Source organism: Yinghuangia sp. YIM S10712 (assembly GCF_051388935.1).
In the GTDB taxonomy this organism is placed as follows: Bacteria; Actinomycetota; Actinomycetes; order Streptomycetales; family Streptomycetaceae; genus Yinghuangia.
In genome coordinates, this window is the sequence record NZ_JBPKBI010000006.1 from 171144 (window position 1) to 196234 (window position 25091).

22 protein-coding genes are annotated in these 25091 nt (G+C 70.3%); 17 read left to right on the forward strand and 5 right to left on the reverse strand.

Annotated elements, in window-relative coordinates; all coding sequences use genetic code 11:
• Positions 1-134: 134 nt before the first annotated feature.
• On the reverse strand, positions 135-722 hold the full coding sequence (gene cysC / locus ACRX5W_RS15815; RefSeq protein ID WP_436788764.1) for an adenylyl-sulfate kinase: 588 nt from the start codon (positions 720-722) through the stop codon (positions 135-137).
• A 157-nt stretch (positions 723-879) separates the two neighbouring features.
• Here cysC and ACRX5W_RS15820 point away from each other — a divergent pair, with 157 nt between their 5' ends.
• Complete coding sequence (locus tag ACRX5W_RS15820; RefSeq protein ID WP_436788765.1) at positions 880-2004, forward strand: Fic family protein; 1125 nt, start codon at positions 880-882, stop codon at positions 2002-2004.
• Between the two features lie 198 nt (positions 2005-2202).
• Here ACRX5W_RS15820 and surE read toward each other — a convergent pair whose 3' ends face one another.
• On the reverse strand, positions 2203-3180 hold the full coding sequence (gene surE, locus ACRX5W_RS15825) for a 5'/3'-nucleotidase SurE (protein WP_436788766.1): 978 nt from the start codon (positions 3178-3180) through the stop codon (positions 2203-2205).
• A 228-nt stretch (positions 3181-3408) separates the two neighbouring features.
• Here surE and ACRX5W_RS15830 point away from each other — a divergent pair, with 228 nt between their 5' ends.
• Complete coding sequence (locus ACRX5W_RS15830) at positions 3409-3804, forward strand: nuclear transport factor 2 family protein (RefSeq protein WP_436788767.1); 396 nt, start codon at positions 3409-3411, stop codon at positions 3802-3804.
• Positions 3805-3922: 118 nt separating this feature from the next.
• On the opposite strand, the gene ACRX5W_RS15835 is transcribed toward ACRX5W_RS15830, so the two are convergent.
• The 3 genes from ACRX5W_RS15835 to ACRX5W_RS15845 form a co-directional block, all read right to left on the reverse strand.
• Positions 3923-5392: an MDR family MFS transporter gene (locus ACRX5W_RS15835; RefSeq protein ID WP_436788768.1), complete on the reverse strand. Its 1470-nt coding sequence runs from the start codon at positions 5390-5392 to the stop codon at positions 3923-3925.
• A 346-nt stretch (positions 5393-5738) separates the two neighbouring features.
• Complete coding sequence (locus ACRX5W_RS15840; protein ID WP_436788769.1) at positions 5739-6065, reverse strand: DUF2470 domain-containing protein; 327 nt, start codon at positions 6063-6065, stop codon at positions 5739-5741.
• 46 nt (positions 6066-6111) lie between these two features.
• Positions 6112-6786 (reverse strand): neocarzinostatin apoprotein domain-containing protein, encoded by a 675-nt coding sequence (locus tag ACRX5W_RS15845; RefSeq protein ID WP_436788770.1) that lies wholly within the window; start codon positions 6784-6786, stop codon positions 6112-6114.
• A 345-nt stretch (positions 6787-7131) separates the two neighbouring features.
• On the opposite strand from ACRX5W_RS15845, the gene ACRX5W_RS15850 reads away from it, so the two are divergent.
• The 15 genes from ACRX5W_RS15850 (at position 7132) to ACRX5W_RS15920 (ending at position 25069) form a co-directional block, all read left to right on the forward strand.
• Entirely contained in the window at positions 7132-7824 is a 693-nt protein-coding gene (locus tag ACRX5W_RS15850; RefSeq protein ID WP_436788771.1) for a heme oxygenase (biliverdin-producing), read from the forward strand.
• 95 nt (positions 7825-7919) lie between these two features.
• A complete protein-coding gene (locus ACRX5W_RS15855) occupies positions 7920-8879 on the forward strand; it encodes an ABC transporter permease (protein ID WP_436788772.1) in 960 nt (319 codons plus the stop codon).
• The gene (locus tag ACRX5W_RS15860) at positions 8872-9918 is read left to right on the forward strand and encodes an ABC transporter permease (protein WP_436788773.1); all 1047 of its coding nucleotides are present in this window, start codon (positions 8872-8874) and stop codon (positions 9916-9918) included. The genes ACRX5W_RS15855 and ACRX5W_RS15860 overlap by 8 nt, the downstream gene beginning before the upstream one ends.
• Positions 9919-9973: 55 nt before the next feature.
• Positions 9974-11629, forward strand: a complete 1656-nt coding sequence (locus tag ACRX5W_RS15865; protein ID WP_436788774.1) for an ABC transporter substrate-binding protein — start codon at positions 9974-9976, stop codon at positions 11627-11629.
• An 83-nt stretch (positions 11630-11712) separates the two neighbouring features.
• Positions 11713-12870, forward strand: a complete 1158-nt coding sequence (locus ACRX5W_RS15870; RefSeq protein ID WP_436788775.1) for an ABC transporter ATP-binding protein — start codon at positions 11713-11715, stop codon at positions 12868-12870.
• Positions 12867-13964: an oligopeptide/dipeptide ABC transporter ATP-binding protein gene (locus ACRX5W_RS15875; protein ID WP_436788776.1), complete on the forward strand. Its 1098-nt coding sequence runs from the start codon at positions 12867-12869 to the stop codon at positions 13962-13964. The genes ACRX5W_RS15870 and ACRX5W_RS15875 overlap by 4 nt, the downstream gene beginning before the upstream one ends.
• Before the next feature lie 585 nt (positions 13965-14549).
• Complete coding sequence (hpnC, locus tag ACRX5W_RS15880; protein ID WP_436788918.1) at positions 14550-15356, forward strand: squalene synthase HpnC; 807 nt, start codon at positions 14550-14552, stop codon at positions 15354-15356.
• A gap of 8 nt (positions 15357-15364) precedes the next feature.
• Complete coding sequence (gene hpnD / locus ACRX5W_RS15885; RefSeq protein ID WP_436788777.1) at positions 15365-16318, forward strand: presqualene diphosphate synthase HpnD; 954 nt, start codon at positions 15365-15367, stop codon at positions 16316-16318.
• Positions 16319-16349: 31 nt separating this feature from the next.
• The gene (hpnE, locus tag ACRX5W_RS15890) at positions 16350-17756 is read left to right on the forward strand and encodes a hydroxysqualene dehydroxylase HpnE (RefSeq protein WP_436788778.1); all 1407 of its coding nucleotides are present in this window, start codon (positions 16350-16352) and stop codon (positions 17754-17756) included.
• On the forward strand, positions 17753-18778 hold the full coding sequence (locus ACRX5W_RS15895; RefSeq protein WP_436788779.1) for a polyprenyl synthetase family protein: 1026 nt from the start codon (positions 17753-17755) through the stop codon (positions 18776-18778). The genes hpnE and ACRX5W_RS15895 overlap by 4 nt, the downstream gene beginning before the upstream one ends.
• A gap of 5 nt (positions 18779-18783) precedes the next feature.
• Positions 18784-21015: a squalene--hopene cyclase gene (shc, locus tag ACRX5W_RS15900; RefSeq protein ID WP_436788780.1), complete on the forward strand. Its 2232-nt coding sequence runs from the start codon at positions 18784-18786 to the stop codon at positions 21013-21015.
• A gap of 11 nt (positions 21016-21026) precedes the next feature.
• Complete coding sequence (locus ACRX5W_RS15905; RefSeq protein ID WP_436788781.1) at positions 21027-21779, forward strand: phosphorylase family protein; 753 nt, start codon at positions 21027-21029, stop codon at positions 21777-21779.
• The gene (locus tag ACRX5W_RS15910) at positions 21776-23152 is read left to right on the forward strand and encodes an aspartate aminotransferase family protein (RefSeq protein WP_436788782.1); all 1377 of its coding nucleotides are present in this window, start codon (positions 21776-21778) and stop codon (positions 23150-23152) included. The genes ACRX5W_RS15905 and ACRX5W_RS15910 overlap by 4 nt, the downstream gene beginning before the upstream one ends.
• A gap of 79 nt (positions 23153-23231) precedes the next feature.
• A complete protein-coding gene (locus ACRX5W_RS15915; protein WP_436788783.1) occupies positions 23232-23720 on the forward strand; it encodes a nitroreductase/quinone reductase family protein in 489 nt (162 codons plus the stop codon).
• A 422-nt stretch (positions 23721-24142) separates the two neighbouring features.
• The gene (locus tag ACRX5W_RS15920; protein WP_436788784.1) at positions 24143-25069 is read left to right on the forward strand and encodes an isopenicillin N synthase family dioxygenase; all 927 of its coding nucleotides are present in this window, start codon (positions 24143-24145) and stop codon (positions 25067-25069) included.
• The last annotated feature ends 22 nt before the right edge of the window (positions 25070-25091 follow it).

Here is a 25091-nt window from a genome sequence, read left to right on the forward strand (position 1 = left end):
GGCCGCACGGTTCGCCACGGATCCTGCTGCATGCCCGTCGCGGGTGTCCAGGCCGGCGCTGACTTTCCGTCAATAAAGGTGGCCGGCCACATCCGGGCGCCGCCGAGGGCGGCAGGCGCGCGACGCGGGGACGCTCAGCCCAGCAACCGGTCCAGCTCCGCGACCAGGCGCGCGGCCTGCGCCTCCGGGTCGCCGTCCTCCGGGGTCAGCCGCAGCTCCGGCTTCGACGGTGCCTCGTAGGGCGCGTCGATCCCCGTGAAGTCGCGGATCTCGCCCGCGCGCGCCTTGGCGTACAACCCCTTCGGGTCGCGCCGCTCGCACTCCTCGATGGGGGTGTCGACGAAGCATTCCAGGAACGGCAGCCCGTCCTGCTCGTGCAGCGCACGTGCGCGGTCGCGGTCCGCGCGGTACGGGCTGATCACCGGCACCAGCGCGACCACGCCGGCGTCCGCGAACAGCCGGGCCACCTCGCTCACACGGCGGATGTTCTCGGTCCGGTCCGCCTCCCCGAACCCGAGATCGGCGTTGAGCCCGTGGCGCAGGTTGTCCCCGTCCAGCCGGTACGCCACGATTCCCCGCGCCACCAGCAGCCGCTCCGCCACCACGGAAACCGTCGACTTCCCCGACCCGGACAGCCCCGTGAACCACACCGTCGCCCCCCGCCCGGGCCGGTCCGCACGCCCTATGCCGCTGCCGTGCCAGACCACGTTCGTGCTGCCCATTTCTCTCCGTCCACGCGCCACCAATCTCAGCGACGGTACCTGCCGCCCCGACGGCCGGGTCGACGAGGGCTGCACCGCGAGACGCCTTCGAACCTGAGTGGAAACCATAAGTTGGAAGCGTAAGTGATGATGGTTTAATAACTGCATGCTCTATCGGATGCCTGATTTGGATGACCGCGACCGTCGTGCCCTTGATGAGATCGCGACCATGCGTGACGCCCTGCGTCATCAGTTGCGTCCAGGAGCACAGTGGACCGGCCAGTTGCGACGAAACCTGACCGCGCGGGCCATTGTTGGGTCGAACACCATCGAGGGCTACGCCGCGACCATCGACGATGTCGAGGCACTTCTCGAGGGCGAGGAACCGGTCGAGACGTCCGACGCCACGCGCGCCGAGATTGAGGGCTATCGACGGGCGATGACCTACATCCAGGCCCTGTCCGACGCCGGGACGTGGTTCCGATACGACGCCGGACTGATCAACGCCCTGCACTTCATGGTGCAAGGGCATCACCTCGACAAGCGGCCCGGCCGGTGGCGTACCCGGCCGGTGTATGTCACGTCGCCGGATGACCCGATCGTCGCCGCGTATACGGCCCCCGGCGCGGATCAGGTGCCGGACCTGATGGACGAGTTGATCGCCTGGCTCAACGAGGGTGACCTGGACGCGCCTGTGCACGTGCGCGCGTCAATGGCCCATCTCAACCTGGTCAACATCCACCCTTGGCACGACGGCAACGGACGCATGTCGCGCGCCCTGTCCACCCTGGTATTCGCGCGAGAAGCGCTCATGCCGGCCGTGTTTTCCTCCATCGAGGAATGGCTCGGAGCCGGCCAGAACACGTACGCCTACTACAACGTCCTCGCCGAAGTCGGTGGTCCAGTCTGGTCGCCCGAGCGGGACACCCACCCGTGGATCCGGTTCTGCCTACGCGCCCACCACCGACAAGCCCAGATGGCACAGCGCCGATTCGACTCGTACGCGCGTGTATGGGTGTCCCTGGCGGAGGCGACCGCTCGCGAAGGCTTCGACGAACGCGTTGTGTACGCCCTCATGCCGGCCGTCTTCGGCGGGCGTGTTCGGCGCAGCGTCTACCAGCACGACGCGGAACTCGCCGACCAAACCGCCATGCGTGACCTTCGTGAACTCGTCCGCGCCAAATGGCTCCAGCCTGAAGGCAACGCCCGCGCTCGCCACTACCTGCCGGGACCGGCCATGACACCGATCCTCACCGAGGTCGTCCGCGGCATGCCGCCATACACCGACCCGTATCGCGACTGACCTCGGTTCCTGCGTCCCGTGGTCGGCAAATCGTCTGGCCTCAAAGTAGCTCGCGCGCCGGCGCATGTCCGAGTTTCGTGCCGGGAGGTGGCAGCGCGCGGGAGCCGCGGGACCGGGCAAGCTCAACGAGATCGACCGACAGACGGCCGGGACGGCCCGCCGCACCGGCGGGCCGTCCCGTGATCCGCGGCGGCTCGGTCAGCGGAGCCGGCGGGTCAGGTCGCGCAGCCAGGACGAGGTGGACACGTCCACGTCGTGGTCGTCCTCCAGTGCGGAGACGCTGACGTAGCCGTCGGTGACCGTGCGGACGTCGGTGCCCGGGGCGGCTTCCGTGTTGGCGCTCAAGCCGATGGTGTAGGTGCCCGGCCGGCCGCCCTCGCCGTTCACGGGAATGTAGTCCGGCGTGAGGAAGGGGCCTTCCGCGACGGAGGTCGCCTTCGTGCCCTTGGGCGGCAGCACCGAGCCGGGCTTGCCCGTGGCGGGGTCGACCGGGCCGGGGACGAGCGGGTAGTTGACGTTGAGCGCGACGCCCTCGGGGATGAGTTGTCCGCGCCGCGACTTGTCCTGGAGCTGCTTGACCAGGTTCGTGACGTATGTGGCGGCCGGGCCCCCGCTGTGGTTGATGCCTTCCGGCCAGTTGCGCGGGTCGGTCGCGAGGCTGATCGCCACCGACGGGACGTCGAATTCCAGCGCGGTGAGGGCGGCGTTGACCGTTCCGGAGTGGTTGATGAGCGCGCCGTAGTTGGTGCCGGGGTTCATGCCGGAGATGACGAGGTCGGGCTTTTCGCCGGCGAAGATCTCGTCGAGGCCGAAGTACACGGCGTCGGACGGCGATCCGGGCGTCAGCGTCCACACATCCGGCTCGGGGTTGGCCAGTTCGAGCTTGGTCGGCGGTTGGCTGATGCGCCCGCCCTGGCCGCTCTGGTCGGTGCCGGCCGCGACCACGACGACGTTGTGGCCGGCGGCCTTGAGGGCGTCGCGGAGCGTCACGATGAACGGTGTGTCCGAGCCGTTGGCGCCGCGCCAGCCGTCGTCGTTGGTGAGCAGGATGTTCAGGGGCTTCGGCTGCGCGCTCTTGTCGTCGGATTGCGGGGCGGCTCCGGCGGTTCCGACCGCGAACGCGGTGGCGCAGGCGACGGCGGCACAGGAGGCCACGCGTACAGCTCGTCTGGGCATCGGCCAGTACTCCTTCAGGCGGACGTCACGGGGTCGCGGGGAAGCCGCGGAGAGAAGCGGCCTCCCGCGGACTGAGAACCATACGCTTCCGTATGGAGCGCGCCAATACCACCGATTGATCTTGTCGTGAACGATTGGCGAACGGGTGCGGAGCGGCCTTGTCCGAACGCCGGGCGGTGACCACTCTGGAAAGAGTCAGGCAAATACCAATGAAACGGGTGAAATGCCATGACTGCCCATCCGGATACCGAACTGGTCCGCCGCGGATACGATGCGTTCACGCGCGGTGACATGGAGACGCTGGGAAGCCTCATGACCGGCGACTGCACGCACCACGCGCCCGGGTCGACCGCTATGGCGGGGCACTTCAAGGGTCGCGACAACGTGCTGGACCTGTACCGGCGCATGCACGAGGAGACCGGCGGCACCATCCGCGTCGAACTGGAGACCGTCATGGCCGACGGCCGCGGGCACGCGATCTCCGTGCACCGGTTCGCCGCCGCGCGCCAAAGCCGTGCGATGGACGAACGCGGCGCGCTGTTCTTCACGATCGTCGGCGGCAAGTTCTCCGATGTCGACGAGTGCGTCGAGGACATCGACAGGATCGACGAGTTCTGGAGCTGAGCATCGGGATGCGCGAAAGCCCGTGCCTGTCACGGGCTTTCGCATGTTCCGATGACCCTTGGATGGCTCCTGCTCGGCAACGGGACCGGTCAGGGGCGACTACATCGCGATGCTTTGCTCAGGCGGTGACCGACTCCGGCTCGGGGGTCGTCGTCGGGGCGACCTTGCGCATCGTCGACTCGGCGTCCTTGTCGCGGATGGTCAGCGACACCAGCGCGGCCAGCACCGCGATGCCGGCCGCGGCCCAGAACGCGGCGCGGTAGGCGTCCAGGTTCGGGGTCCGGACACCGTCGGGACCGGTGTGGAACGCCCCGACGGCCGCGATGACCGTGCTCAGGATCGCGACACCCAGGGCGGAACCGAGCTGGCGCATCGTGTTGAACAGCGTCGACGCGGCGCCGTTGTCGGCCGGTGCGGTCTTGGCGAAGGCCGCGGCTTGCAGGGGGACCATGCCGAACGCCAGCGAGACACCGGTGAAGAAAAGGATCGCGACGAAGGCGACCGAGGGGGTGTTCTCGTCGGTGAAGCTGAGCATGACCGCCGCCGACGCTATGCCGAGCAGGCCCCCGACCATCAGGCGGCGCGGCCCGACCTTCGGGTAGACGCGCGTGACGACCTGCGAGGTGATCATCACGCCCAACGCCTCGGGGAAGGTCAGCAGCCCGGTCTTGAGCGCGGACCAGCCGAAGGCGTTCTGGCACATGAGCGGGTACGCGTACAGCAGGCCGAGGAAGCCGCCGGCGGACAGCAGCATCACCGTGTTGGTGCTCGCGAACAGGCGGTCCTTGAACAGGCGGAGGCGCAGGATCGGCGCCGGGGCGCGCAGGAGTTCGTACCAGACCATCACGCTGAGCAGCACCACCCCGGCGCTGCCGGTGCCGAGGATGAGCGGTGTGCCCCAGCCCTTCGCGCTGCCTTCGCTGAGCGCGTACATCAGGGACGCGAAGCCGAGGCCCGCCAGCAGGAACCCGGGCACGTCGAAGCGGCCCGCGCTCGGCTCGCGGTGTTCCTTCAGGAAGAGCAGGCCGAAGACCAGCGCGACCGCGCCGACCGGCAGGTTGATGAAGAAGACCCAGTGCCACGACACCTTGTCGACGAGCAGGCCGCCCAGGACCGGGCCCAGGGCGGGGGCGAGTGCCGTGGGGACCATCAGGACGCGTGACGCGCGCACGCGCTCCTCGGGCGGGAAGACGCGGAACATCATCGCCATGCCGACGGGCGTCAGCAGACCGCCGCCGACGCCCTGGAGAACCCGGAACAGCACCAACTGGTCGACGTTCTGCGCGAGTCCGCACAAAACCGAGGCGATGGTGAAGATCGTCAGCGCGGTGAGGAAGACGCGCTTGCCGCCGAAGCGGTCCCCGAGCCAGCCGGACGCGGGTATGAACACCGCGAGGCTGACGAGGTAGCCCACGGAGACCGTGCCGAGTTCGGACGGGCTGACGTCGAAGTCCTCACCGATCGCCGGGAGTGCGACGTTGACGATCGTGATGTCGAGGATGTTGACGAACATCGCGGCCACGAAGACCGCGCCGACGACCACCTTCTGGTTGAGGTCGGGCAGACGTGAGCGGCCGGATGTCGGCATGGGGCGGGCTCCAAAGTCGTCGGCGGACGGTTGCGGCGGTGCGGCGGTGCAGCGGTGCGGGGGGGGCAACGACGCGCACCGAAAGAGCCGCAGGAGGAGCAGGAACGACAAGAGCGCAGCATCCGCGCGGCAACCGGGCGCAACTATCGGCACCCCGACCGAAATTCCTCGACGGGCGGGAAAGTGGCGCAGGCCACACCGCCGCGGCGACACAGATCGTGGAGCGGCCGGCCGCGAAGGCGACGGCCGACACACCGTCACCGCGGTCCGCCACCGGGAGCCGTGGGTGCTGTGGGTGCCGTGGGTGCCGTGCCGGTCTTCCGCCCGCCGGTGGCGTGGCGCCCCCTCAGTGCTCAGCCTCGCCGCGCGGTGTGATCCCGAGAGCCGCGCACGCCTCGTGGTACATGCGGACGACCTCGACGCGCACCTCGCGGCGCTCGGTCAACTCCCGTCCCCACGGGATCCGGACGTTCTTCTCGGCCCCGCCGACCACCGCGACGAAGTCGGCACCGAGCCCGTCCAGGCCGCTCATGCGTGCCGAGGTCGCGGAATCCTCCCGGCCCAGGGCGCGGACGATCAAAAGGTTGTCGTCGGGGTGGTCGTCGTTCATGTGCCGCGTGATCGCGGCGACGACGTCCGGTCCGAACGGGTTGGCTGACGACGGGCTGGTCATGGCGATTCTCCGGCTGGGTCGGTGGGGCGTGCGCAGGTGTGCGTCGTCAGGCCGCGGACCGGCGGCGCACGACGAGGAACGCCGCACCTCCGCCGACCACCACGACTCCGGCGACCACGCCGATGATGATGCCGGTCGACGAGCCGTCGCCGTCGTCGTCCTGGGCGCCTTCCCCGCCGGCGGCCTCGGGCCCGACGGTTGCGGTGTCCGTCGCGACGGACGGCATCGTCGTCACGCCGCCGGGCGGGCCGGCGTTCTCCTGGGGCTTGGTCGGCAGCGAGGCCGGGACGCCGCCGGTGAAGTTGATCGCGGCGCTCGCTTCCTGCGTACGGTCCTTGCCCATGCCGACGCGACTGGTCTGGAACGCGCAGGGGGTCGTGAGGCAGTCGGTGTTGCCGAATTTCGCGGCGGCCTTGACCTCGACGGTGAAGTTCCCCGCGGCGTCGACCGGCGCGATCTTGTAGTTGAGCCCGTCGCACGCGGCACCGGCCGGCTTGCCCGGGTCGCACACGGTCACGAAGAGGCTGATGCCGGGGACGAAGCCCGTGCCGGTCACCGTGACCAGCTCGCCGTCCGGGTTGAGGCCGGTGCTCTTGGACACCGTGATGGCCGCGGTTGCGGCGTGCGCCGGGGCCGCGCCGGTGACGAGCCACGCGAGCAGCAGGCTGAGGACGGCGAGGGCCCCGGCCGCTGTCCCGCGGCGGGTGCGGAGAGTGGTCACGTGGCTTGACTCCCAGGTCAGCGGCGGAGGAACGGGCGTATCGCGATGTGCAGGTTAGGGTACCCTCAGAAACGCCGCGCCCGGCGGGTGGGTGGCCCTGCGCGACCCCCCCTGCCAAAGGGTGTTCGTCCCGCCTGCCGACGGCCGAATGTACGTCCGACAAACGTACCGACAGGATGTCGGCAAGATCTTGACGGCGACGCACGGAGCCGCCCAGACTGCGGATCGGCAGCTTGTCGTACCGCCCGGTCCGCCGAGCCCGCCCCGAACACCGTGCGGCCCCCACGCCGCACCGATCTGTCGTATCCACGCCGCTCTCGGGCAGCCCTGCTTAAGGGAGTCAGGATGACCACGACGAAGACCGCAGAGACCACCGAGACAGCCGAAGAGACGTTCTCCGCGGCCATTCGCCGACGCTCCTGGGGCAGCCACCAGAGCGCCGAAGGGGAGGGGTTCCTCGACGTCCTGATGCGCGGCGGCCTCACCCGCGACGGCTACACCGCGATGGTCGCCCAGCACTACTGGGCGTACGAAGTCCTCGAACAAGCGTCCGCCGTGATGCGCGGGAACGCGGTCGCCGCGCCCTTCTGTCCCGAGGCCCTGGACCGCATGCAGGCCCTGGACGCCGACATGCGCTTCCTGGCCGGCGACGGCTGGCAGGACAAGTACCCGGCCAACCCCGCCACCGTCCGCTACATCGAACGACTGCGCGAGACCTGCTTCGACTGGCCCGGCGGCTACGTCGCCCACCACTACACGCGCTACCTCGGCGACATGTCCGGCGGCCAGCACATCGCCAAGCTGATGCGCCGTCACTTCGGCCTCGACGGACACGACGGCACCGAGTTCTACAACTTCCGGGCGGTCGGCGACCTCGACGCCTTCAAGCAGGCCTACCGCGCCTCACTCGACAACGCGCCGTGGGACGCCGACGAGCGGGAGCGCATCATCGCCGAGGTGCTGGTCGCGTACGAGATCAACAGCGCCGTCCTGCGCGACCTCGGCGCCGAGATGGACCGCTGGCGCACCGACGGCTGACCCGCCGTCCCGCCCGAACCGGCGGTGGGGTGGGATAGTCGCACGCCGGGTCGCGGCCGGCCCGGGCGTTCGCAACAACCCACCAGGAGCGGAACATGGCGGTATACATCCTGCGGCGCGCCCTCGGCGTGCTCGTGGTGATGTTCGCCGTGGTCACCGCGATGTTCCTGCTGCTGCACGCCTCGCCGGTCTCGCCCGTCAACCAACTCGCCCCGCAGGTCGCCGCCGACCCCGCCGCGCGCGCCGCGGTCGAACACCGGATGGGCCTCGACCGGCCCCTCGTCGTGCAGTACGCCGACTACATCGGCGGCCTGCCGACCGGCGACTTCGGGGTCTCCCTCTACGACGGCTCGCCCGTCGCCGACCAGGTCGGCCGCGCGCTGCCGGTCTCCCTCGAACTCGGTTTCCTGGCCGCTCTGGTGGCCGGGGTGCCCGCGGTGGTCCTCGGCACCTGGTCGGCGCTGCGCCAAGGCCGCGCGGTCGACCGGGTCACCCGCGTCGTCACCGTCGTCGCGATGTCGCTGCCCGGATACTGGCTCGCCGTGGTGCTCCTCGTCACCGTCGACAACCCCGACTACCTGCCCGGCGCGGGAGGGTTCGTCAGGTTCTCCGACGACCCGGTACGCAACGTGCAAGTCCTGCTGCTGCCCGCAGTCGTGCTCGGCCTCGCCGCGTTCGCCATGATCACCCGGTCGCTGCGCGGCGGCCTGGTCGAGGCGTACGCGTCCGACCACGTCGCCTTCGCCCGGGCGATGGGCGCCACACCCATGCAGGTGCTGCGCCGGGTCGCGCTGCGCGGCGCGGTCGTGCCGACGCTCACCGTCGCCGGCGTGCTCATTGGCGGCCTGCTGTCCGGCACCGTGCTGGTCGAGAATGTGTTCCAGATCCCCGGCCTGGGCCAACTGATGGTCACGGCCTTCCAACGCGAGGACTACCAGCTCGCGTTGGGCGGCTGTGTCGCGACCGCGGCGATCTTCCTGGTCCTCAACCTGCTCGTCGACGTGCTCTACCTCGTCGTGGACCCCCGGACCCGGCAGGGGCTCGCCTGTGACTGACCGAGACCTCGCACGCAGCCGGAGAACCCCGCGACATCTGCGCGCCCTCGGCCGGCTGGGCTGGTTCGGCTGGACCGGCCTGGTCCTGGTCGTCGCGTACCTCCTCGTCGCCACCGTCGGCCGCCTGCACGGCAGCCCGACCGAACTGGTCGAACTCGGCCTCGAACCGCCTTCCGCCGAGCATCCGTTCGGCACCGACCACCTGGGCCGCGACCTGCTCGCGCGGACCGCCGAGGGCGCGTGGACGTCGCTGTGGATCAGCGTGACCGCAATCGGCTTCGCGGTCGTGGCCGGCACCGCCGTCGGAGTCCTGGCCGGCTACCGCCACGGAGGCCGGCTCGACGGTTTCCTGATGCGCACGGTCGAAAGCGTGCAGGCCCTCCCGCAGTTCATCTTCGTGATGTTCGTCATCGGGCTGATCGGCACCAAGGACATGCACTGGGGCCCGGTGACCGTCGGCAACGGAGTGCGTGTCGCCCTCGCGATCGGCATCGGCTTCGTGCCGTACTTCGCACGGGTGGCGCGCGCCGCGACGGTCGTGGAGATGCGCGAGGACTACGTCGCCAATCTGCGCGGACTCGGTGTCCCGCCGCGCGAGATCCTCTTCCGCGAGGTCCTGGTCAACGTCATGCCGCCGGTGCTCGGGCAGGCCTTCCTCGCGATGGCCATCGCGGTCTTCGCCGAGGGCGGACTCAGCTTCCTCGGGCTCGGCGTCCCGGCGCCGCACCCGACACTCGGCAACCTGGTCGCCGACGCCGGCGGCCAACTCCTGGGCGACGCATGGTGGTACGCCGCGCTGCCGGGCGCGGTCCTGGTGTCCGGCATCCTGGGCTTCAACCTGCTCGGCGAGGCCTACGCCGACCGCGACCGGAACCACCCGCACCGACCGGCGCGTTCCGGTCGCAAGACCGATCCTTCCGGCGCGCACCCGGCCGCCGCGACGCACCGGGCAGGCACCGCCATGACAGACGCGACAGGCCCGACAGGTATGACAGGCACGACAGGTACGGCAAGCACGGCAAGCCGGCAAGCACGATAAGCACGGCAAGCGCGACAGGCGCGACAGCCACGACGGACACGATGGAGGAGACGACGTGACGCCCGGAGCGTGGAGAGCCCGCACGGGACCCGCCGACCCCGACGGCACCGCCGCCCGCGTTTCGGGCACCGGCCCGAGCCGCCGCGGCTTCCTCGGCATGGCCGCCGGCCTCGCCGCCGCCGGCACCGGCCTGCTCACCGCGTGCAGTTCGTCCGACTCCGGCGAACGCGTCACCGAACGCCACCGCGACGGCATCCTGCGCATCGGCGTCGCGTCGGCGCCCAGCAACCTGAACCCGCTCGACTCCGGCTCCGAGGTGACCCGGTGGATCGCCGAGCCCGTCATGGAGAGCCTGTACGCGTACGACGACCAACTCGCGTCCGTCCCCCTCCTCGCCGAGGGCGAGCCCGAGGTCTCCGCCGACCGACTCGCCTGGACCATCCGCCTGAAGGACCGCGTCTTCTGGCACAACGGAGACCCGTTCACCGCCGATGACGTGGTCGCCACGCTCAACCACATGCTCGACATGTCGGCGGGCAGCGAGTGGATCACGTACATGCTCGGGTACGTCTCGCGCTGCGAGAAGGTCGATGCGCGGAGCGTGCGCATCGTGCTGGGCAAGCCGTACGGCCTGCTGCGCTCGCACCTGACGAACCTCCCGGTCACCCACAGGGACTTCGTGTCGCGCAAGGACACGATGATGGGGACCGGGCCGTACAAACTCGACGGCTACGTCGCGGGCCAGAGCTTCACGATGTCGAAGTTCGACCGCTACCACGGCGGCCAGTACCGCGCCCCGTTCGCCGACCGGCCGGGCGGCGCGGCGTTCGCGGGCATGGAGTACACCGTCTTCACCGACGGCAACACGCGCGCGGTCAGCCTCAAGCAGGGCAAGGTCGACCTCGTCACCTCGCCCGCGCAGTCCACGGTGTCGGCGCTGGCCGCGGAGAAAGGCGTCGCGGTCGTCTCCACGATCGCGCCCCTCGATGTGCTGACGTACGTCATGATGCAGCGCGAGCCGTTCAGCGACCCGGAGTTCCGCAAGGCCATCGCGTTCGCGACCGACCGCGAGGGTGTTCTCCAGCGCGTTTACGGCGGCAAGGGGACACCCGGGCAAGGGCCGATCGGCCCCGGCGAACTCGGATACGACCCGGCCCTTGCGGTCTACCCGGCCGCCCCCGACCTGGCCCGCGCCCGCGACCACCTGGCCCGCGCCACGACCGGCAAGCGCGCGTTCACGCTGACCGTCGGCAACGGCCAGACCATCCGCGACATCGCGCAAGTGCTCGTCGCCGGCTGGGCCAAGATCGGCATCGACGTGACCATCGAGCAACTGGCCGGCGGGCCTTGGTCCAACAAGTGGCTGTCGCGCGAATACGACATGCTGATGAACACCTTCTCCTCCGGCTTCACCTCCGGACCCGCGAACTACCTGACGCTGGCCCCGGCTTCGTCGACCAACGTCCTGTCGTGCGGCTACCGGAACCCGGCGGTCGACCAGGCGGTCGACACGGTGTGGCAGACCACCGACAGCGCCGAGCGCGTCGCCGCCCTCAGGACGATCGACCGCGCGCTCGCCGAGGACGCGGTGATCTTCCCGCCGGTCCACCCCGAACTCGTCGTCGCCCAGCGCCGCGAGCTGAGCCCGCTCAACGCGGCCCAGCTCAAGGTGTGCCGCCTGTCACCGCAGACACTGAGCTTCACCGCCTGACCCCGGCCACTCTTGCGTCCGCAAGCTGACCGATGATGGGTGGGGAGCCTGGGGCTGTGTCGAAAAAGGACGGAAACGTACGCATGGCCACGACATCGGGACCGGACGGCCCCTCCGCCGCCTCGGCCCCGGCCGACGCACCTGCGGCCGACAGCCCGCACGACCCCGCCGCGCTGTTGCGGGTCCGCGACCTGTCGGTCACGTACGCGTCCCCGCGCGGCCCGGTGCCCGCCGTGCGCGGCGTGTCCCTCGACGTGCGGCCCGGCGAGATCCTGGGGCTGGTCGGCGAATCCGGCAGCGGCAAGAGCAGCGTGTGCACCGCCGTCATGGGCCTGCTCCCCGACAGCGCGCGCGTCGCGGCCGGCGCCGTCGACTTCGAGGGCCGCGACGTCGCCAAACTGCGTGAACGCGACCTGCGCCGGATCCGAGGGCGCCGCATCGCGCTCGTGCCGCAGCAGCCGATGACGTCACTTGCGCCGACCACGCCGGTCGGCCGGCAACTGCGCTGGTACCTGGGCGACCGCCTCGACGACCCCGCGCTGCGCACGACGCTCGCCGACATCGGCCTCGGCGCGGTCCTCGACCGCCCGCGCGACCTGCCCGGCGCGTTCTCGGGCGGCCAACTCCAGCGCCTCGTCATCGCGATCGCCGCGCTGGCCCACGAGCCGGCCCTGCTGCTGGCCGACGAACCCACCACGACCCTGGACGCCACAGTCCAGGCGCAGGTGCTGAAGCTGTTCCTGACGCTGCGTGAGGAATTGGGTGTGGCCGTCCTGTACGTGTCGCACGACCTCGCGGTGGTCGCGCAGATCTGCGACCGTGTGGGCGTGATGTACGGCGGCCGACTCGTGGAGACCGCCCCCGTACGCGACATCTTCGCGCACCCACGCCACCCGTACACCCGCGCGCTCGTCGCAGCGATGCCCTCCACCACCCCGCCGGACGAGCCCCTGCGCCCGATCCCCGGCACCGCCGACGGCGCCAACCTGCTGTCCGGCTGCCCCTTCGTCCCGCGCTGCCCCGACGTGGCCGACGTGTGCCGGACCCGCATGCCGGACACGTTCCGTCATGGCGCGACCACGGTGGCCTGCTGGCGGCCCGCCGGCTCCGCGCTCGACCTCGGCCGCGCTTTGAGCCGCACCCCGGACGCCGCCACCGGGACGGGCACCGGCTCGGCCCCCTGCCCGGACACGAGCCTGGACATCGAACCCCGCCCCGAGACCCGCAGCGGTGCCGCATGAACGAACCGATCGATGCCGAACAACTTTTGACGGTCCGTCACCTCAAACGCCACTTCCCCGTCCCGCGCCCACTCGGGCGCCGGCGCGGCCCGGCCGCCTACGTCCGTGCCGTGGAGGACGTGTCGTTCGATGTCGCGGCGGGCGAAGTCCTCGCCATCGTGGGGGAGTCCGGCTGCGGCAAGTCGACCGTCGCCCGAATCCTCGCGGGCCTCGACACACCGACCGCCGGGACCGTGGAGTCGTCCGGGCGCGAACTGCCCGCCCGGCGCGACGCCGCCGACCGGCGCCTGATCCAACTCGTCACACAGAACCCGCGCGCCGCGTTCAACCGCCGCCGCGGCATCAGGCACGCGCTGCACCAGCCGCTGCGGGTGCACGGGCTTGCCCCCGACAAGGCGGCCCGCGAGCGTCTCGCGCTGGAGACCGTGCGGCGGGTCGGCCTGTCCGAGGAGCACCTGGACCGCATGCCGCGCGACCTCAGCGGCGGCGAGCTCGCCCGCATGGTGCTGGCCCGAGCGCTGCTCGTCGTGCCGCGTGTGCTGGTCCTGGACGAGCCGACCGCGAGCCTGGACGCGAGCGTGAAGGCGACCGTGGTCAACCTGCTGCTGCGCCTGCGCGACGAGCTGGACCTCGCGATCGTCGTGATCACCCACGAGATCGACGTCGCACGGCGGCTCGCCGACCGCGCGGCGGTCATGTATCTGGGGCGCATCGTCGAGATCGGCCCCGCGTCGCACGTCCTGCACACACCCGCGCACCCGTACGCGCGGATGCTGCTGGCGAGCGTGCCGGACCCGGACCTGACCCGCACCGGCCCGGCCCGCGCCGCGGACGCGGTCGCGGGGTCGACGGGCGAGGTGCCGTCCGCGGTCGACCCGCCGCCGGGCTGCGCATATCATCCCCGGTGCCTGATCGCGACCGAGGGGTGCACCGTCGAGGTGCCGGAGCCCCGGACGTACGGTGAGGTACGGGTGGCGTGCCACCACGCGGGAGAAGGACCCACCCCCTTCGCGCCGGAACGCGACGCAAAGGGACCAGAGCGAGTCGACGGAGAAGCAGCACAAGTCGACGGAAAGATCACAGAGTGCCGTTAACAGGTCGATAAAGATTGCGCCGGAAACCCCGGAACGCAGGGAAGCACAGAGAAACGGCATGGCGACAAAATGATTCGCATTTCGCCATTCGAGCAGGGCGCCGAAATGGCGGAATCCCAACGTCCGGTTGGCCTGCGGGGCGGGGCGGCACCGGGAAATCGCCGACGCCGTGAAACCGCGTCCCCCGAACCGGCGTCCTCACTCGCAAGGGGGTGAGAGCAATCCGCTGCCGAGGATAGCGGGTTCCGGAGCCATGGATAACGGCGGGGTTGCGTTCGGTAAAAGTCGCGGATGCGGGCTGACACACGTCGGCCCGGTGCTTGATCGGCACATCGCTGATCGGGCAAGCTGAACCGCCAGACCGACCGGGACCAGCCGAGCTCCTGGCCAACTGTCATGTTGGAATCGTTGCCGGGGCACCAAACGACGCAGTCAGTCCCCGGACCCGCGGTTCCCAGCAGTCCAGGGAGAGAGATGGAGCGTAATTCCGGCGGTCATGCGGGTCCCGATGCCACCGGAGGCGACGCTGCGGGAGCCGGCACCGGAACGCGACCGGACCGCGCGGTCGTCGACCCCGCGGTCATCATGGCGCAGGCCAAGGACGAGAACTTCCCCGTCGCCTCGCATGTTCTGAGCCCCCGTCACCGGCGGCACCTGCTCGCCGTCTACGGTTTCGCACGCCTGGTCGACGACATCGGCGACGAGGCCGAAGGCGACCGGCTCGCCCAGCTCGACGCCGTCGAGGCCGACGTACGCCGCATATACGACCACCGCGACCCCGACCTGGCGGTGCTGCGCCCGCTGCGCGCCACGGTCGACGAGGTCGCGCTGCCGCCCGACCCGCTGATCGCGCTCATCGAGGCCAACCGCCAGGACCAGCGGGTACGCCGCTACAAAACCTACGAAGACCTCGTCGGCTACTGCCGGCTCTCCGCCGACCCCGTGGGCCGGATCGTCCTGTACGTGTTCGGCAAGGCCGACGACCGACGCTTCGTGTGGTCCGACCGGATCTGCACCGCGCTCCAGATCGTCGAACACCTCCAGGACGTCGCCGAGGATCTGGGCAAGGACCGCATTTACCTGCCGACCGAGGACATGGCCCGCTTCGGCGTCGCAGAAGACGACCTCCGGGAGCCGACCGCCGGTCCCCACCTGCGAAAACTGGTTGCGTTCGAGGCCGGGCGCGCCGATAACCTGCTCCGCGCCGGTTTGCCCTTGATCGATTCGCTGCACGGGCGGGAGCGCCTGGCGGTCGCCGGGTTCGTGGCGGGCGGGCGCGCGGCGCTGTCGGCGATCGCCGCCGCGGACCACGATGTGCTGGGGCGCCGACCCCGGCCGGGAAAAGCCGGCCTGTTGCGGGAACTCGTTCGCGTGCTGGCCCGGAAACGGTGAGGAGCCACATGGACGTCGACGCGTCGTACGCGTACTGCGAGCGGCTGACCCGCAATCAGGCGCGGAACTTCTACTACGGCATCCGGTTGCTGCCTGACCCCAAACGGCTCGCGCTCAGTGCCGTGTACGCGTTCGCCCGCGAAGTCGACGACATCGGCGACGGCGACCTCCCGCTGGAGACGAAGGTCGCCGAACTGGGCCGCATGCGGGCGCAACTGGAGGACCTGTCCGCGTATCGCGACCCCGTCTGCGCCGCACTGGCCGACGCCGTGCGGCGCTACCCCATCCCGCTGTCGGCGCTCGACGAGCTGATCGACGGCGTCGAGATGGACCTGAAGGAGACCCAGTACCAGAACTTCGAGGAACTGCGCGTCTACTGCCGGTGTGTCGCCGGCGCGGTCGGCCGGCTTTCGCTCGGCATCTTCGGCTCCACCGACGCGGACCGTGCCCCCGACCTCGCGGACACGCTCGGCATCGCGCTCCAAGTCACCAACATCCTCCGGGACATCAAGGAGGACAAGGAGAACGGCCGCGTCTACCTGCCGCGCGAGGACCTCGCGAAGTTCGGCCTGGAGGAAGCCTGGGAGCCGGACGGCACGTTCACGCCCGGCGCGGCGTTCGACGACCTCGTCCGCTTCGAAGGCGAGCGCGCACGACGGCTTTTCGACGAGGGATTGCGGCTGCTTCCGCTGCTCGACCGCCGCAGTGCCGCGTGCACCGGCGCGATGGCCGGAATCTACCGTCGGTTGCTGACACGTATCGTCGCCGAACCCTCGATTGTGCTCACCGGACGCCAATCGCTGCCGGGCTGGGAAAAGGCGGAGATCGCGGTACGGGGACTTTCCGGCCTGCCGGTCGGAGAACGCAGCGCGTTCGCGCGTTTCCTGGATCACACGGATCACCCGGATCAACTCCCCGGATCGGGAACACCTTCGGGGAAAAAACACTTCAACGGGGAGTAGGCCAAGTGATCATCTGGGTACGTGAGGGCACATGACACGCCGTCTGATCGTGGTGGGGGGAGGGCTCGCCGGCATCACCGCCGCGTTGACGGCGGCCGATGCGGGTGCCTCGGTGACCCTTCTGGAGGGACGACCCCGCCTGGGGGGCGCGACGTTCTCCTTCCGTCGCGACGGACGCTGGCTCGACAACGGGCAGCACGTGTTCCTGCGCTGCTGTACCGAGTACCAGTGGTTCCTCAACCGAATCGGCTCCGCGGACAAAGTCGTCCTGCAAGACCGGCTCGACGTCCCGGTCCTCACCCCGTGGGGGACCACAGGCCGCCTGTGGCGCACCCGGCTGCCCTCCCCGCTCCACCTGTCCGCCGCCCTCTCGCGCTACCCGTTCCTCACCCTCGCCGGGCGCGCCCGGGTCGGCCTCGCGGCCCTCGCCCTGAAGCGCCTGGACCCGGAGGATCCGCGCCTCGACACCATGACCTTCGGCGCCTGGCTCGACCGCTTCGGCGTCACCGCCCGAGAACGCGCCGCGATGTGGGACCTCGTCGGCGTCGCCACCATCAACCTGACGGCCGATCAGGCCTCGCTCGCCGTCGCGGCGAAGGTCTTCCGCACCGGCCTGCTCGACACCAACGACGGCGCCGACATCGGCTGGAGCCGGGTCCCGCTCCAGCAATTGCACGGCGACGCCGCGGCACGAGCGCTCGAAGACGCCAAAGTCGACGTACGGCTCCGCTCGCGTGTTTCCTCGCTCGAAGCGCTCCCCGGTGGGGGCTTCACCATCGGCGCGGACGGCGGCACACTCTCCGCGGACGCGGTGGTGCTCGCGGTGCCGCACGAGGACGCCGCCCGCCTGATCCCGGCCGACGCGCTGATTCTCGAAGACCGGCGAGCGAACCCTACCAGTCTTGCGGGGCTGGGAAGTTCACCGATCGTCAACCTGCACGTCGTGTACGACCGCCCGGTGTTCCGCGAGGAGTTCGCCGCGGGCCTCGCCAGTCCGGTGCAGTGGGTCTTCGACCGCAGCGACAACGTCGGCCTCGAACGCGGACGCTACCTCGCGGTGTCGCTCTCCGCCGCGGACCGCGAAATCGACCTGACGAACCATCAGCTCCGTGAGACGTTCCTGCCCGCCCTGGAGAAGCTGCTGCCCGCCACGCGCACCGCGCGTGTGGACGAATTCGTCGTGACCAAGGAGCGCAACGCCACCTTCCGGGCCGCCCCCGGCAGTCGGCGGCTGCGGCCGCACGCACGAACAGCCCTGCCAGGACTCGCACTTGCCGGCGCATGGACCGCGACCGGCTGGCCCGCGACCATGGAGAGCGCCGTCCGCAGCGGCCTGGCCGCGGCCCACGCAACATTGCCCAGCCTGGACTTGGATCCCGGGCGTGTACTGCCGACGACCAAACCTGGTGCCTTCCCGGAGAGGACGACGACACCGTGACCGTAGCCGACAGCTCACTCGCCCCCCTGGTACTCGATCGCGCCCGCGACGCCACACAGCCGGCGCTTCGTGCCGCCGTCGCCCGACTCGAACCGCCGCTCGCCCGGGTCTCCGCCTACCACATGGGCTGGGCCGACACCGAAGGCCGGCCCGTGCCCGGCAACGGGGGCAAGGCACTGCGTCCCGCCCTCGCCCTGCTCTCCGCTGAGGCCGTGGGCGCGTCCACCGACATCGGTGTACCCGGCGCGGTCGCCGTCGAACTCATCCACAACTTCTCGCTGCTGCACGACGACCTGATGGACGGCGACGAAGAACGCCGGCACCGCCCCACCGCGTGGAAGGCCTTCGGCCCCGGCCTCGCGGTCCTTGCCGGCGACGGACTCCTCGTCCTCGCCGAGCAGGTGCTCATGGAGTCCGCCGGCCAGGGCGACCGCGCCGCGAAGCTGCTCACCGACGCGACCGCGGCGCTCATCGACGGGCAGTCCCAGGACCTGTCGTTCGAGACGCGCATGGACGTCACGGTCGAACAGTGCCTGGCGATGGCCGGCAACAAGACCGGCGCCCTGCTCGCCTGCTCCAGCGCCATCGGCGCCGCCCTCGCCGGCGCCGAACAGACCGTCGTGGACAGGCTGTACGGCTTCGGCCAGAACCTCGGCATCGCCTTCCAGGCGGTCGACGACCTGCTCGGCATCTGGGGCCGCCCCGAGGTCACCGGCAAGCCGGCGTGGAACGACCTGCGGCAGCGCAAGAAGTCGGTCCCCGTCGTCGCCGCACTGACCTCCGGCACCCCCGCCGCCGCCGAACTGGCCGACCTCTACTCCGCCCCCGGCGACCTGAGCGAACCCCAACTCGCCTGCGCCGCAAGGCTCGTGGAGGACGCCGGGGGACGCATCCGCACCGAGGTGGAAGCACAGCGGCACCTGGAACTCGCGCTCGACTGCCTGGACGGACTCGGTATCCCGGAGGTGACGCGTACCGACCTGGCGGCTCTGGCGGCATTCACTACGACTCGGGAGTTGTGACGAAGATGACGGTGACCGTCCGGACCGAAGCAGACGCGACCGACCGGGCCGAGGACTCCCTCGACCGGGCCGTCGCACACCTGCTGGCACTGCAGGACCGGGCAGGGTGGTGGAAAGGCGAGCTGGAGACCAACGTCACCATGGACGCCGAGGACCTCCTCTTCCGGGAGTTCCTCGGCATCCGCACCGCCGAGCAGACCGAGCAGTCCGCGCGCTGGATCCGTGCCAACCAGCGCGACGACGGCACCTGGGCCACCTTCCGCGGCGGCCCCGCCGAGCTGTCCACCACGGTCGAGGCGTACGTCGCCCTCAAACTCGCCGGGGACGCCGCCGACGCCGACCACATGAAGCGCGCCGCCGCGTACATCCGCGACAACGGCGGCGTCGCGCACAGCCGCGTCTTCACCCGCTTCTGGCTGGCCTTCTTCGGCTGGTGGTCATGGGACGACCTCCCCGTCCTGCCACCGGAGTTGATCTACCTCCCGAAGTGGATGCCGCTCAACGTCTACGACTTCGCGTGCTGGGCCCGGCAGACCATCGTGCCGCTGACCATCGTCAGTTCGCTGCGCCCGGTGCACCCCGCGCCGTTCGACCTCGACGAACTGCGGCCCACCGGGCCCGTACCGCCCAAGGTTGTCGCCGACGACGCGTGGTCGAGGTTCTTCCGCGCGGCCGACAAGGCCCTGCACCTCTACGGCAAGCGCCCGGTCAAGGCGGTGCGCAGGCGCGCCGTCAAGCGCGCGGTGCAGTGGATCATCGAACGCCAGGAGGCGGACGGCGGCTGGGGCGGCATCCAACCCCCGTGGGTCTACTCGCTGATCGCCCTGCACCTGAGCGGCTACCCGCTCAACCACCCCGTGATGGCCCAGGGCATCAAAGGCCTCGACGGGTTCACGATCTGGGAGGACACCCCCGACGGCACGGTACGCCGCTTCGAGGCCTGCCAGTCGCCGGTGTGGGACACCGGTCTGTCGCTCGTCGCCCTGCGCGACGCCGGAGTCGCCGCCGACCACCCGCAGGTCGTCCGCGCCGCGGAGTGGCTGTTCGACGAGGAGATCCGCGAGGTCGGTGACTGGGCCGTGCGCCGCCCGGGCCTCGAACCCGGCGGCTGGGCCTTCGAGTTCGCCAACGACTACTACCCCGACACCGACGACACCGCCGAGGTCGTGATGGCCCTGCGGTACGCGGCAACCCCCAACACCGCCCGCAAGAAGGAAATCCTCGCGCGCGCAGAGGCCTGGACCGCGGGCATGCGCAGCAAGGACGGAGGGTGGGGCGCGTTCGACGCCGACAACACCGGCCAACTCCCGCTCAAACTGCCGTTCTGCGACTTCGGCGCGGTCATCGACCCGCCGTCCGCCGATGTGACGGCGCACATCGTCGAGATGTTCGCCGAGTCCGGACCCGAGTACCGCGACCACGTCGCGAGCGGTGTGCGGTGGCTGATGCGCAATCAGGAGGCCGACGGCTCGTGGTTCGGCCGCTGGGGCGCGAACTACATCTACGGCACCGGCGCGGTGGTGCCCGCCCTCATTCTCGCGGGCGTCGACGCCCGGCACAGCGCGATCCGCCGCGCGGTGCGGTGGCTGCACAGTGTGCAGAACGCCGACGGGGGCTGGGGCGAGGACCTGCGCTCGTATGACGACCCTTCGTGGGCCGGCAAGGGCGACTCCACGGCGTCGCAGACGGCTTGGGCTCTGCTGGCCCTGCTCGCGGCGGGGGAGCGCGGTCCGCGGACGCAGCGCGGAATCCAGTGGCTGATCGACCGCCAGAACGCCGAAGGCGGCTGGGACGAACCGCAGTTCACCGGGACGGGTTTCCCCGGGGACTTCTACATCAAATACCACATGTACCGGATCGTGTTCCCGATCATGGCACTGGGACGGTGGGTCAACGGCGGTACGACGGAGACCGCCGAGCGGGCCGATGCCGCCGATGCGGCGGCCGACCGGGGCGCCGGTGACGGTGGTACGGCTGAGGTGGCCCAGCGGGCTGTCGGTGCCGGCGACACGGTCGTGGTCGCCGCGGCCGACGAGGCCGCCTGGGGCGCCGCGACAGACGAGCCCACCGCGCCGCTCCATGTCGACGCGGCCGACCCGGCTGATTCGAGCAAGCCCGCCCACCGGCCGGCCAACCCGACTGACCCGGCCCACGCGGCCACGTCGGCCGACGCGGGGCGCCCGGCCGAGTCGGCCAAGTCGGCCAAGTCGGCCAAGTCGGCCGAGGCGTCGGGCTGACGCGGGCCGACGTGGAGTCGACGGAACAGACGACGCGGCCGGGGCGCGCGGAGGCGTCCCGGCCGCTGCTGCTCGCCCCGCTGCTCATCGAGCAGCGCGCGCTGCTGCGAGGTGGTGCCACCACCGTGCTGCGGTCGGGTATGGGCGAGACGAAGTCCCTTGTCTTCGCGAGGCAGTTGGCAGATGCTCGGGCTCCTGCGGCGGTCGTCGTCGCCGGGATGGGCGCCGGCATGCGCGGGCTGCTCCCCGGTGACCTGGTCGTCGCGACCGAGGTACGGCACCCTGACGGAAGCGTGTACGCGTGCCCCTGGGCCGACTCGCTGACCGCTTCCCTCGGCGAGGCCCTGGGGCCGGGGTCGGTGCGCATCCACACCGGCCCTGTCGCCACGGTGCGCAAGCTCGTGCGCACCGCCGAGCGCGGGCCCCTGGCCGAGGCGGGGGTGGTCGCCGCCGACATGGAGTCCGCGTTCCTCCTGGGCGGCCTCGCCGGACGCGCCGGGCAGTCCGGGTGCCCTTGGGCCGTCGTCCGCGTGGTCAGCGACGCCCCCGGACACGAGCTGATGCGGCCCGGCATCGTCCGGAACGGGCTGCGGGCGTACCGCTCACTGAAGGCGTCCGGGCGGGCACTGTCCGCGTGGATCGAGGAAGTCTCCGGCGGGCCGGGCGCGGATTCCGTACCGTTGCCGCAACCCGGTGGACCGGGGGAGGCAGACTTGGGCGCGGCAGGTGGCACGGCGAGGGAACAGGACGGTGGCGGGCGATGACCTTCGATCTCGGTGAGACGCTGGCGGAGTACGAGGGGCGCGGCTTCGAGCTGCACACCAAGCACCTCAACCCGCAACTGCCGCGCGTACTCCAGACCATCGGCTTCCAGCGCAACTATGTGCGCGCCGAGGGCCCGTACCTGTACGACGAAACCGGCGCCGAGTACCTCGACTTCCTGTCCGGCTTCGGCACGTACGGTGTCGGCCGCCACCACCCGGTGGTCCGCAAGGCCGTGCACGACGTCATCGCCCTCGACCTGCCCGACATCGTGCACTTCGCGACGCCGCCGCTGGCCGCCGCGCTCGCCGACAAGCTGCTCGCGAAGACGCCGCACCTCGATCGCGTCTACTTCTGCAACAGCGGCACCGAAGCGGTCGAGGCCGCACTGAAGTTCGCCCGTTTCGCCACGGGCCGCAAGCGCATCGTCCACGTCGACCACGCGTTCCACGGTCTGACCGCCGGCGCGCTGTCGGTCAACGGAGCCAAGGAGTTCCGCAAGGGATTCGAGCCGCTCCTGCCCGACGTCGCCATCCAGCTCGGCGATCTCGACGCGCTGGAACGGGAGTTGAAGCGCGGCGACGTCGCGGCGTTCATCATCGAGCCGATCCAGGGCAAGGGCGTGCTGATCCCGCCGCCCGGATTCCTCGCCGCGGCACAGAAGTTGCTGCGCAAGCACGGCGCGCTGCTGATCGCCGACGAGGTCCAGGTCGGCATGGGCCGCACCGGCAAGTTCTTCGCGTACGAGTGGGAAGACGGCGTCGAGCCCGACATCGTCACCGTGGCCAAGGCGCTGTCCGGCGGCTATGTCCCCATCGGTGCGACCCTCACCAAGGACTGGATCTTCAAGAAGGTCTACTCGACGATGGACCGCGTCCTCGTCCACGACTGCACGTTCGGCGGCAACAACCAGGCGATGGCCGCCGGTTTGGCGACGCTCGCCGTCATCGAGGACGAAGACCTCATGGGCAACTGCCAGCGCATGGGCGACGCCTACCAGGCCGCGCTGCGCCCCCTGCTGGACAAGTACGAGCTGTTCGCCGATGTCCGGGGCCGCGGCCTCATCATCGGCCTGGAGTTCGGCAAGCCGAAGTCCCTCAAGCTGCGCGCCGGTTGGTCCACGCTTCAGGCCGCGCGCACCGGGCTGTTCGCGCAGATGGTGGTCGTTCCGCTGTTCCAGCGGCACCGCATGCTGACCCAGGTGGCCGGCGACCACATGGACGTCATCAAACTCCTTCCCCCGTACGTCATTTCGCAGCGCGATGTGGACAGCTTCACGGCCGCGTTCGTCGATGTCATGGACGACGCGCACAAGGGCGCCGGCCTGATGTGGGACTTCGGCCGCAATCTCATCAAGCAGGCGCTCACGAAATAGTTTTTCCGGGCGGGGAGATCGATGAGACAAAGGTCGAACTTCATTGCAGCGTCCAATAGTTCTTGCGTAGTCTGCCGCCATGGCGACGGATCAGGGTGTCGAAGCATTTCTGGAGCTGAGTGCCGACGAGATCGTGGCATTCACCAAAGAGCACGTGAAGGGGATGGAGAGCTCCGACGACGACGAGTGGTGGCTCCTCGCGGGCATGCGCCACGTCCTCATCCACACGGTCGGACGCAAGACCGGCAACGTGCACAAGGTGGCGCTGCCGTACTGGGAGGACAAGAACGGCGACCGCATCGTCGTCGCGTCCTTTGCCGGGGCCGAGAAGAACCCCTCGTGGTTCGTCAACATCGCTGACCGGCAGGCGAATCCGACTCTCCTGGTCCGCGTCCAGGGCGGCACCTACTGGAGCGAGCACCAGATCCTCGACGGCGACGAGTACACCGAGACCTGGGCCGCCCTCACCGCCGACCGCGCGTTCTACGCCGACTACCAGACGCGCTGCACCCGCCGGATCCCCCTGATCCGCCTGCCGGAGACCAACCGCGTGGCAACACGCGGCTGACCCACGCACCGCGCACACGAACCGGCCCCGCACCGAACCAGCTTCGGTACGGGGCCGGTTCGTGCCACTGGCTACACGAAGCGACACGAGCCCCCACTTGTAGCCACCGCAAAAACCGACGCGAAGTCCCGTGGTGCGCCACTGACGTCCCACGGCTCTGACAAGGACGCGCCCGCCCTGGCCACTTCGCGACCCCGCGCCACACACCACGGCCCACCGCCGCACAGGCACGTACGCCCGCCGCCATGACGCAGTCGGCGGCACGAATGTGACAACGCGCCCCGGCCCGGCGCGAGCCCGGCCGGTCGGCCGCTGCGATGGCGGAACCCCGCGTCGTGCGCGGGCACGTGTCATCTCGCGAACGCGTGCGACCACCACGTCAATGCTTGATCCGCTTTGCGCCGAAAGCCCACAGTGGTGCCATGAGCATCATCCCCACCGTGGACCTCGCGGCCTGGCACTCCGGCACTCCCGCGACTCGCCGCGCCATCGCCCAGGTCGCCGAGCCGGCCCTGCGCAGTGCCGGGTTCCTCCAGGTGACCGGCCACGGCATCGACCGGGAGCACCGCGCGCACATCCGCGATGAGGCACGCGCGTTCTTCCACCTACCCGACGCCGTGAAGCGGCAGTACGCGGTCAAGGTCGGCCAACGCGGCTGGCTTGGCCCGGGCGCCGAGGCGAACGCGTACGCCGAAGGCACCGAAAGCCCACCCGATATGAAGGAGTCACTGTCGTTCGCCGCCGACGAACCGACCGGGAACACAGCTGTCGACGCGGAGTGGTTCCTCCCGAACACGTGGCCGAACGAAGTCCCGGCTCTGCGCTCCCTGGTGGAGCCGTACCTGACCCGGATGCAGCGACTCTCGGACCAACTCCTGGAGATGCTGGGCGTTTTGCTCGGCAGGTCCGAAGACTTCTTCACGCGCCACACCGCCCATCCCACATGGGGTTTCAACATCAACTGGTATCCGGGGACGGCCGATGTCGGCCCGGCGGCGCCGGGCCAGTTCCGTATCGGCCCTCACACCGACTTCGGCACGGTCACCGTCCTGGACCGCGAACCAGGCGCCGGCGGCCTCCAGGTCTTCACCGACGACGACGGCTGGCAGGATGCCCCCTACGATCCCGACGCCTTCACGATCAACATCGGCGACCTGATGTCCCGCTGGACGAACGGGCGTTGGCGCTCGGGCCGGCACCGCGTCCTGCCCCCGCCCGGGGACGCCCCCGACGAAGAGCTGATCTCGCTGGTCTATTTCTACGAATGCACCCCGGGAACCAACGTCAACGGCACCGACTCCCACACCTACCTGAGAACCCAGTTGGACGCCATCACCGCCGACCGATGACCCAGGGTGCCCGCAGGCAGGC

What these genes read in the sequence shown, in the direction of transcription:
- cysC (WP_436788764.1), bottom strand. Translation starts at nt 722, where the DNA reads ATGGGCAGCACGAACGTGGTCTGGCACGGCAGCGGCATAGGGCGTGCG.
- ACRX5W_RS15820 (WP_436788765.1), top strand. Translation starts at nt 880, where the DNA reads ATGCCTGATTTGGATGACCGCGACCGTCGTGCCCTTGATGAGATCGCG.
- surE (WP_436788766.1), bottom strand. Translation starts at nt 3,180, where the DNA reads ATGCCCAGACGAGCTGTACGCGTGGCCTCCTGTGCCGCCGTCGCCTGC.
- ACRX5W_RS15830 (WP_436788767.1), top strand. Translation starts at nt 3,409, where the DNA reads ATGACTGCCCATCCGGATACCGAACTGGTCCGCCGCGGATACGATGCG.
- ACRX5W_RS15835 (WP_436788768.1), bottom strand. Translation starts at nt 5,392, where the DNA reads ATGCCGACATCCGGCCGCTCACGTCTGCCCGACCTCAACCAGAAGGTG.
- ACRX5W_RS15840 (WP_436788769.1), bottom strand. Translation starts at nt 6,065, where the DNA reads ATGACCAGCCCGTCGTCAGCCAACCCGTTCGGACCGGACGTCGTCGCC.
- ACRX5W_RS15850 (WP_436788771.1), top strand. Translation starts at nt 7,132, where the DNA reads ATGACCACGACGAAGACCGCAGAGACCACCGAGACAGCCGAAGAGACG.
- ACRX5W_RS15855 (WP_436788772.1), top strand. Translation starts at nt 7,920, where the DNA reads ATGGCGGTATACATCCTGCGGCGCGCCCTCGGCGTGCTCGTGGTGATG.
- ACRX5W_RS15870 (WP_436788775.1), top strand. Translation starts at nt 11,713, where the DNA reads ATGGCCACGACATCGGGACCGGACGGCCCCTCCGCCGCCTCGGCCCCG.
- ACRX5W_RS15875 (WP_436788776.1), top strand. Translation starts at nt 12,867, where the DNA reads ATGAACGAACCGATCGATGCCGAACAACTTTTGACGGTCCGTCACCTC.
- hpnC (WP_436788918.1), top strand. Translation starts at nt 14,550, where the DNA reads ATGGCGCAGGCCAAGGACGAGAACTTCCCCGTCGCCTCGCATGTTCTG.
- hpnD (WP_436788777.1), top strand. Translation starts at nt 15,365, where the DNA reads ATGGACGTCGACGCGTCGTACGCGTACTGCGAGCGGCTGACCCGCAAT.
- hpnE (WP_436788778.1), top strand. Translation starts at nt 16,350, where the DNA reads ATGACACGCCGTCTGATCGTGGTGGGGGGAGGGCTCGCCGGCATCACC.
- shc (WP_436788780.1), top strand. Translation starts at nt 18,784, where the DNA reads ATGACGGTGACCGTCCGGACCGAAGCAGACGCGACCGACCGGGCCGAG.
- ACRX5W_RS15910 (WP_436788782.1), top strand. Translation starts at nt 21,776, where the DNA reads ATGACCTTCGATCTCGGTGAGACGCTGGCGGAGTACGAGGGGCGCGGC.
- ACRX5W_RS15915 (WP_436788783.1), top strand. Translation starts at nt 23,232, where the DNA reads ATGGCGACGGATCAGGGTGTCGAAGCATTTCTGGAGCTGAGTGCCGAC.
- ACRX5W_RS15920 (WP_436788784.1), top strand. Translation starts at nt 24,143, where the DNA reads ATGAGCATCATCCCCACCGTGGACCTCGCGGCCTGGCACTCCGGCACT.